The organism is Rhizobacter sp., from assembly GCF_031412495.1.
In the GTDB taxonomy this organism is placed as follows: Bacteria; Pseudomonadota; Gammaproteobacteria; order Burkholderiales; family Burkholderiaceae_C; genus Schlegelella_A.
This window is the reverse complement of sequence record NZ_JANODC010000267.1, coordinates 1-7,224: the sequence shown is the minus strand read 5'-3', so window position 1 is coordinate 7,224 and position 7,224 is coordinate 1. Positions and strand designations below refer to the sequence as shown.

The following is a 7,224-nucleotide window of genomic DNA, read 5'->3' as shown; positions in this document are numbered from 1 at the left end:
GTTGGCGTCGAGGGTGTCGACCTGCAGCTTCGAGATCGGGTCCGCGATGCCCTGCGAGCGGTCGGTCGTGGGCACGTTGTGATCGCTGACGGCCAGGTTGGCGGAGAGGCGCCAGACCTTGCGCCCGGCCTGCTCGATGCCCTCGAAGGCCTGCGGGCTGGTCACCTCGTGGACGAGGTGACGGTCGATGTACAGCAGGGCCGTGCCGTCGTCCTCGGTGCGGACGACGTGCTCGTCCCAGATCTTGTCGTAGAGGGTGCGGCCCATCGAAGTGCGTCCTGGCGTGCTCAGCGCCGCTCGATCGAGGGGACCTCGCGCGCCGTCGCACCGGTGAAGAGCTGGCGCGGCCGGCCGATCTTGTACTCCGGGTCGCCGATCATCTCGTTCAGCTGGGCGATCCAGCCCACCGTGCGGGCGAGCGCGAAGATGGCCGTGAACAGGCTCACCGGAATGCCGATCGCCCGCTGCACGATGCCCGAGTAGAAGTCGACGTTCGGATAGAGCTTGCGGGCGACGAAGTACTCATCCTCGAGCGCGATCTTCTCGAGCGACATGGCGAGCTTGAAGATCGGGTCGTTATGCAGGCCGAGCGCGTCGAGCACCTCGTGGCAGGTCTCGCGCATGAGCTTGGCGCGCGGGTCGTAGTTCTTGTAGACCCGGTGGCCGAAGCCCATCAGCTTGATGCCGGAGTTCTTGTCCTTGACCTGCTTGACGAAGTCGCCGATCTTTTCGACCCCGCCCGCCCGCTGCATGTCCTCGAGCATGTTGAGGGCGGCCTCGTTCGCGCCGCCATGCGCCGGCCCCCAGAGGCAGGCGACGCCGGCAGCGATGGCCGCGAACGGGTTCGTCCCCGACGAGCCGCACAGGCGCACGGTCGAGGTCGAGGCGTTCTGCTCGTGGTCGGCGTGCAGGATGAAGATCCGGTCCATCGCTCGGACGAGCACTTCGTTCGGCACGTACTCCTCGCACGGCGTCGCGAACATCATCCGCATGAAGTTGCCGGCGTAGGAGAGATCGTTTTTCGGATAGATGTAAGGTTGGCCGATCGTGTACTTGTAGGCCATCGCGACCAGCGTCGGCATCTTGGCGATCAGGCGGATCGCCGAGATCTCCCGGTGCACCGGGTTGTTGATGTCCGTGGAGTCGTGATAGAAGGCCGACATCCCGCCGACCAGCCCCGTCAGGATCGCCATCGGGTGCGCGTCGCGCCGGAAGCCGCGCAGGAAGAACTGCATCTGCTCGTTGACCATCGTGTGATGGGTGACGAGGTCGCTGAAGGCATCCTTCTCGGCCGCGGTCGGCAGCTCGCCCTTCAGCAGCAGGTAGCAGGTCTCGAGGTAGTCGCACTGCGTCGCCAGCTGCTCGATCGGGTAGCCGCGGTAGAGCAACTCGCCCTTGTCGCCGTCGATGTAGGTGATGGTCGAGTTGCACGCTGCCGTCGACAGGAAGCCCGGGTCGTAGGTGAACTTGCCCGTCTGCCCGTAGAGCTTGCGGATGTCGATCACCTCGGGGCCGACCGTGCCGCGGTAGATCGGCAGGTCCATGCTCGGGCTGCCGTCGGAGAACGAGAGGGTGGCTTTGGCGTCGGACGGTGTCATGGAGGGTCCTCGAATGAAAGGCTGAAGGCTGGATTCGGCAGCGGACCCGTGTCGCGCGCGCTTCAGCGCGGCGCGCGCACCGCCGCCAGGACCTGGTGCACCTCGGGCCGGTCGAGCGCCGCCTCCGGCTCGCGGCGGCCGAGGAAGAGGTCGAGCAGGTCGTTGTCGGCGAGATCCATGAGCGCGGAGAGGCCGGCGGCCTCGGCGGGCGTGATCGGGGCGGCGCGGGCGAAGAGGCGCTCGATGAGCAGGTCGTTCTCGAGCAGGCCGCGCCGGCAGCGCCAGCGCAGGCGGCTCAGATCGCTACCCGCCAGCGTGGCTTGCATCAGACCGTCCGCCTCACCATGAGCTCCCGGATCTTGGAGATCGCGCGGGTCGGATTCAGGCTCTTCGGGCAGACGTCGACGCAATTCATGATCGTGTGGCAGCGGAAGAGCCGGTACGGATCCTCGAGGTTGTCCAGGCGCTCGTTCGTGGCTTCGTCGCGGCTGTCGGCGATGAAGCGGTAGGCCTGCAGCAGACCGGCCGGACCGACGAACTTGTCCGGGTTCCACCAGAAGCTCGGGCACGCCGTCGAGCAGCTCGCGCACAGGATGCATTCGTACAGGCCGTTCAGCTCGTCGCGCTCCTCCGGCGTCTGCAGTCGCTCCCGCTCGGGCGGCCGGCTCTCGTTGATGAGGTACGGCTTGATCGAATGGTACTGCTTGAAGAACTGCGTCATGTCGACGATCAGGTCGCGGATCACGGGCAGGCCGGGCAAGGGCTTCAGGACGATCGGGTCCTTCAGCGTGCGCATGTTGGTGAGGCACGCCAGGCCGTTCTTGCCGTTGATGTTCATGCCGTCGGAGCCGCAGACGCCTTCCCGGCAGGAGCGGCGAAAGCTCAGGGTCGGATCGATCGCCTTCAGCTTCATGAGCGCATCGAGGAGCATGCGCTCGCGGCCGTCGAGCTCGACCTCGATGGTCTGCATCGTCGGTGCGGCGCCGCTCTCCGGGTCGTAGCGGTAGATCCTGAAGGTGCGCTTGCGGCCTCCGGTCGTGGCGAGGCGGCCGTCCTGCGGGTCGGGGTGGACGGCGACGGCCGCGGCCGGCGACCGGTCGTCGGCGGCATCGGCAGCGCGGCTCAAAGGTTCCTTCTTCATGATCTCGCTAGAAAGTCCGCACCTTGGGCGGGATCGAATCCACCGTCGTCGGCTGCAGGTTGACGGGCTTGTAGGCGAGGCGGTTGCCCTCGCTGAACCAGAGCGTGTGCTTCATCCATCCGGCATCGTCGCGGCCGTTCGGGTGCACGGGGTCGTCGACCGGACGCTCGTAGTCGGACACCATGTGCGCGCCGCGGCACTCGCGCCGCGCCGCCGCCGAGACCATCGTCGCCCGCGCGGACTCGACGAGGTTGTCGACCTCGAGCGCCTCGACCCGCGCGGTGTTGAAGATTCTCGACTTGTCGCCGAGGTGCATGGACGCGGCGCGCTCGGCGATGGCCGCGACCTTGCGGACGCCTTCGTCCATCGACGCCTGCGTGCGGAAGACCCCCGCGTGCTGCTGCATGACCTTGCGCAGGTCGCCGGCGATGTCCTGCGAATACTCGCCGCCGGTGCTCGCGTCGAGGCGGGCCAGCCGCGCCACCGTGGCATCCGCGGCCTGCGCCGGCAGCGAGCGGTGCGACTGCTGGTCGAGCCGGCTGGCGACGATGTGGTGCCCGGCGGCGCGGCCGAACACGAGCAGGTCGAGGAGCGAGTTGGTGCCGAGGCGGTTCGCCCCGTGCACGCTCACGCACGAGCACTCGCCGACGGCATAGAGGCCCGGCACGACGGCGTTGGGGTCGCCGTCCTTCGGCGCGACCACCTGGCCGTGGACGTTGGTCGGAATTCCGCCCATCTGGTAGTGGATCGTCGGCACCACCGGAATCGGCTCGCGCGTGATGTCGACGTTGGCGAAGTTGTGGCCGATCTCGAGCACGCTGGGCAGGCGCTTTCTGATCGTGTCGGCGCCGAGGTGCGTCATGTCGAGGACGATGTAGTCCTTCTCCGGGCCGCAGCCCCGCCCTTCCTTGATCTCCTGGTCCATGCAGCGCGAGACGAAATCGCGCGGGGCGAGGTCCTTCAGGGTGGGTGCGTAGCGTTCCATGAAGCGCTCGCCGTCGCTGTTGCGCAGGATGGCGCCCTCGCCCCGGCAGCCTTCGGTCAGCAGCACGCCGGCCCCGGCGACCCCGGTCGGGTGGAACTGCCAGAACTCCATGTCCTCGAGCGGCAGGCCGGCGCGGGCCGCCATGCCGAGGCCGTCGCCGGTGTTGATGAAGGCGTTCGTCGAGGCGGCGAAGATGCGCCCGGCGCCGCCGGTCGCCAGCATCACCGTCTTGGCCTGCAGGATGTGCAGCGTCCCGGTCTCCATCTCGAGGGCGGTGACGCCGACGACGGCGCCCTCCGCGTCGCGGATGAGGTCGAGCGCCATCCACTCGACGAAGAAGTTGGTGCGGGCCTTGACGTTCTGCTGGTAAAGCGTGTGCAGCATCGCGTGGCCGGTCCGGTCGGCGGCGGCGCAGGCGCGCTGCACGGGCTTTTCGCCGTAGTTCGCGGTGTGGCCGCCGAACGGGCGCTGGTAGATCGTGCCGTCGGGGTTGCGGTCGAACGGCATGCCGAAGTGCTCGAGCTCGTAGACGACGTTGGCCGCTTCCCGGCACATGAACTCGATCGCGTCCTGGTCGCCGAGCCAGTCGGAGCCCTTGACGGTGTCGTAGAAGTGGTAGTGCCAGTTGTCCTCGCTCATGTTGCCGAGCGAGGCACCGATGCCGCCCTGCGCGGCGACGGTGTGCGAGCGGGTCGGGAAGACCTTCGACAGGACGGCGACGTTGAGGCCGGCCATCGACAGCTGCAGCGAGGCCTGCATGCCGGACCCGCCGGCACCGACGATGACCGCATCGAAGCGGCGCGTCGGCACCGAGGACGTGAAGACGGCCGGGCCTTCCATCACAGCCTCCAGAGGACCTGGACCGCCCAGCCGGCGCAGCCGACGAGCCAGGCGATGGTGAGCACGTCCAGCGTCAGGCGGACAGACACCGGCTTCACGTAGTCCATCCAGACGTTGCGCATGCCGACCCACACGTGGTACAGCATGGCCAGGATGGTGACGAAGGTCAGCACCTTCATCCACTGCCGCGAGAACATGCCCGACCACCTGTAGTAGTCGAGCGGCCCCGGCATCAGCACCTGCACGATCACGGCGATCGTGAAGGCCGCCATGATCAACGAGGTGATGCGCTGGGCGAGCCAGTCGCGCACACCGTAGTGCGCGCCGACGACGAGGCGGCGGGATCCGAAGCTGGCAGCCATGCTCGTCGCCCTCAGAAGAACAGCTTGGCGCCGAGCGCGACGGTGAGGACGGAGCTCAGGCCTATGGCGACCATCGCCGAGCCGCGCCCGAAGGCCAGGCCGTGCTCGTGGGCCGCGTCCATCCAGACGTGGCGGATGCCGGCGATGAAGTGCACCAGGTAGGCCCAGATCAGCGCCAGCGCGACGAGCTTGACGATGACGGCCGGGACGACCTCGCCGCCGAAGGCGAAGAGGCTGGTGAACTGCTGGTACGAGATCTCCGACGTCAGGCTGGCGTCGAACATCCAGATCGCGAAGGGCATGAGCAGGAACAGCAGCACGCCGCTGATGCGATGCATGATGGATACCCACCCTGGCGCCGGGAGGCGGTACGACGTCAGCTGGGTGATGTGGATGTTGCGATAGACCGGCTGCCTCTTCAGAGGCTGTTCCTTCAGGGACGTGACCATGTCGACCTTTATTCTTCGAGGGGGTGCCGGTGAGCTTATGATTTTATTGCAACGCAGCAGACTGTACCGCGCACTGCGAGCACAACCCCTGTGATGGAGAGCCACCCATGAAGCCCCCCGCCCGTGTCGCGGTCACCGGCGCCGCCGGCCAAATCGGCTATGCCCTGCTGTTTCGCGTCGCCTCCGGCGAGATGCTCGGCAAGGACCAGCCGGTCATCCTGCAGCTCCTCGAGATCCCGGACGAGAAGGCGCAGAAAGCCCTCAAAGGCGTGATGATGGAACTGCAGGACTGCGCCTTCCCCCTGCTCGCCGCCATGGAGGCGCACAGCGACCCTCTGACCGCCTTCCAGGACACCGACTACGCCCTGCTCGTCGGCGCCCGCCCGCGCGGCCCCGGCATGGAGCGCAAGGACCTCCTTTCGGCCAACGCCCAGATCTTCACCGCCCAGGGCAAGGCGCTCAACGCCGTCGCCTCGCGCAAGGTGAAGGTGCTGGTGGTCGGCAACCCGGCGAACACCAACGCCTGGATCGCCATGAAGAGCGCGCCCGAGCTGCCGCGCCGCAACTTCACGGCCATGCTGCGCCTCGACCACAACCGCGCCGCCAGCCAGATTGCTGCCAAGACGGGCAAGCCGGTCGCCTCGATCGAGAAGCTCGCGGTATGGGGCAACCACTCGCCGACCATGTATGCCGACTACCGGTTCGCCACGATCGACGGCCAGCCGGTGAAGGCCATGATCGACGACGATGCCTGGAACCGCGACACCTTCCTGCCCACCGTCGGCAAGCGCGGCGCTGCGATCATCGAGGCGCGCGGCCTGTCGTCGGCGGCGTCGGCGGCGAACGCGGCCATCGATCACGTGCGCGACTGGGTCCTCGGCTCGAACGGCAAGTGGGTGACGATGGGTATTCCGTCGGACGGCCAGTACGGCATTCCGCAGGACACGATGTTCGGTTTTCCGGTGATCACCTCGGGCGGCGAGTACAAGCTCGTCGACGGCCTGGAGATCGACGACTTCAGCCGCGAGCGGATCGCATTGACTCTGAAGGAGCTTCAGGAGGAGCAGGACGGGGTCAAGCACCTGATCTAGCCATCGCGGTCCGCTCGTCCGAAGGTCGTGAAGAGGCTTACTCCTCGCCCGCCGTGACGCATTGCCCGCGGCGGCCGTAACGCCCCGTAAAGCAGGCGTCGCCGCCGAGCCGCTGAACCACAATCGGGCCGCTCGTTCCTGCTCTGAAAGGTCCCGCCATGCCCACACGTTCATCGCCGGTGCCGCTCGGCATCGCCGCCCTGCTCGCCTGCTGCCTCGCGTCGCCGTCGGTCTCGGCCGCCGACCCTGCCGCCAAGCCGGCCGCCAAGGCCGTCCCCGCCGCGAAGCCGGCCGCCCGCGTCGCGAAGAAGGCCACGCCTGCGCCCGTCGCGCAGACGGTCCCGGACGCCTCGCCCGACCAGGCGAAGGCCGCCGAGATGGTCTATTACGGCGTCTATGACTGCGAGTTCCAGCAGACGGTCAACATCGCGCAGAGCCTGAAGCACCCGTCCTACGTCGACGTGAAAGCCGCCAAGGGCGCCTGGCTGATGAAGCCGGTGCTGTCGTCCACCGGGGCCATCCGCCTGGAGGATGTGCGCGGCGAAACGCTGATGGTGCAGATCTCGAGCAAGTCGATGCTGCTCAACGTCAAGTCGGCGCAGCGCATCGTCGACGACTGCATCAGCCCGAAGCAACGCGAGCTGATCGCCGAAGCCAAGGCGGCCAAGGCGGCGGCCGAGTCGGCAGCGGCCAGCGGCGGCGCGGCCAGCACAGCCGCGGCGGCCGGCACGAGCCAGGCCGCCCCGGCCAGCGCCAGC

9 protein-coding genes are annotated in these 7,224 nt (G+C 67.8%); 2 read left to right on the top strand and 7 right to left on the bottom strand.

Annotated features, from left to right (window positions below; genetic code table 11):
- The 7 genes from AC30N0_RS10240 to sdhC all read right to left on the bottom strand — a co-directional run.
- Positions 1–267, bottom strand: a 267-nt coding sequence (locus AC30N0_RS10240) for an aconitase family protein (RefSeq protein WP_489517816.1), incomplete at its 3' end; no start/stop codon positions are given.
- Positions 268–287: 20 nt separating this feature from the next.
- Entirely contained in the window at positions 288–1,598 is a 1,311-nt protein-coding gene (gltA, locus tag AC30N0_RS10235; RefSeq protein ID WP_489517815.1) for a citrate synthase, read from the bottom strand.
- Positions 1,599–1,660: 62 nt separating this feature from the next.
- Positions 1,661–1,924, bottom strand: coding sequence for a succinate dehydrogenase assembly factor 2 (locus tag AC30N0_RS10230; RefSeq protein ID WP_489517814.1), 264 nt, complete (start codon positions 1,922–1,924; stop codon positions 1,661–1,663).
- The gene (locus AC30N0_RS10225; protein ID WP_489517813.1) at positions 1,924–2,739 is read right to left on the bottom strand and encodes a succinate dehydrogenase iron-sulfur subunit; all 816 of its coding nucleotides are present in this window, start codon (positions 2,737–2,739) and stop codon (positions 1,924–1,926) included. Before AC30N0_RS10225 ends, AC30N0_RS10230 begins: the two co-directional genes overlap by 1 nt.
- Before the next feature lie 7 nt (positions 2,740–2,746).
- Positions 2,747–4,564: a succinate dehydrogenase flavoprotein subunit gene (sdhA, locus tag AC30N0_RS10220; protein WP_489517812.1), complete on the bottom strand. Its 1,818-nt coding sequence runs from the start codon at positions 4,562–4,564 to the stop codon at positions 2,747–2,749.
- Positions 4,564–4,926: a succinate dehydrogenase, hydrophobic membrane anchor protein gene (sdhD, locus tag AC30N0_RS10215; RefSeq protein ID WP_489517811.1), complete on the bottom strand. Its 363-nt coding sequence runs from the start codon at positions 4,924–4,926 to the stop codon at positions 4,564–4,566. Before sdhD ends, sdhA begins: the two co-directional genes overlap by 1 nt.
- An 11-nt stretch (positions 4,927–4,937) precedes the next feature.
- Positions 4,938–5,375: a succinate dehydrogenase, cytochrome b556 subunit gene (sdhC, locus tag AC30N0_RS10210; RefSeq protein ID WP_489517810.1), complete on the bottom strand. Its 438-nt coding sequence runs from the start codon at positions 5,373–5,375 to the stop codon at positions 4,938–4,940.
- 107 nt (positions 5,376–5,482) lie between these two features.
- On the opposite strand from sdhC, the gene AC30N0_RS10205 reads away from it, so the two are divergent.
- Together AC30N0_RS10205 and AC30N0_RS10200 are read left to right on the top strand one after the other, a co-directional pair.
- Entirely contained in the window at positions 5,483–6,466 is a 984-nt protein-coding gene (locus AC30N0_RS10205; RefSeq protein WP_489517809.1) for a malate dehydrogenase, read from the top strand.
- A 158-nt stretch (positions 6,467–6,624) separates the two neighbouring features.
- On the top strand, positions 6,625–7,224 hold a 600-nt coding region (locus AC30N0_RS10200), incomplete at its 3' end, for a hypothetical protein (RefSeq protein WP_489517808.1).

Bases quoted from the DNA above. Each gene is read 5' to 3' on its own strand.
- AC30N0_RS10205 (WP_489517809.1), top strand. From the start codon at position 5,483: ATGAAGCCCCCCGCCCGTGTCGCGGTCACCGGCGCCGCCGGCCAAATC.
- gltA (WP_489517815.1), bottom strand. From the start codon at position 1,598: ATGACACCGTCCGACGCCAAAGCCACCCTCTCGTTCTCCGACGGCAGC.
- AC30N0_RS10230 (WP_489517814.1), bottom strand. From the start codon at position 1,924: ATGCAAGCCACGCTGGCGGGTAGCGATCTGAGCCGCCTGCGCTGGCGC.
- AC30N0_RS10225 (WP_489517813.1), bottom strand. From the start codon at position 2,739: ATGAAGAAGGAACCTTTGAGCCGCGCTGCCGATGCCGCCGACGACCGG.
- sdhD (WP_489517811.1), bottom strand. From the start codon at position 4,926: ATGGCTGCCAGCTTCGGATCCCGCCGCCTCGTCGTCGGCGCGCACTAC.
- sdhC (WP_489517810.1), bottom strand. From the start codon at position 5,375: ATGGTCACGTCCCTGAAGGAACAGCCTCTGAAGAGGCAGCCGGTCTAT.
- sdhA (WP_489517812.1), bottom strand. From the start codon at position 4,564: ATGGAAGGCCCGGCCGTCTTCACGTCCTCGGTGCCGACGCGCCGCTTC.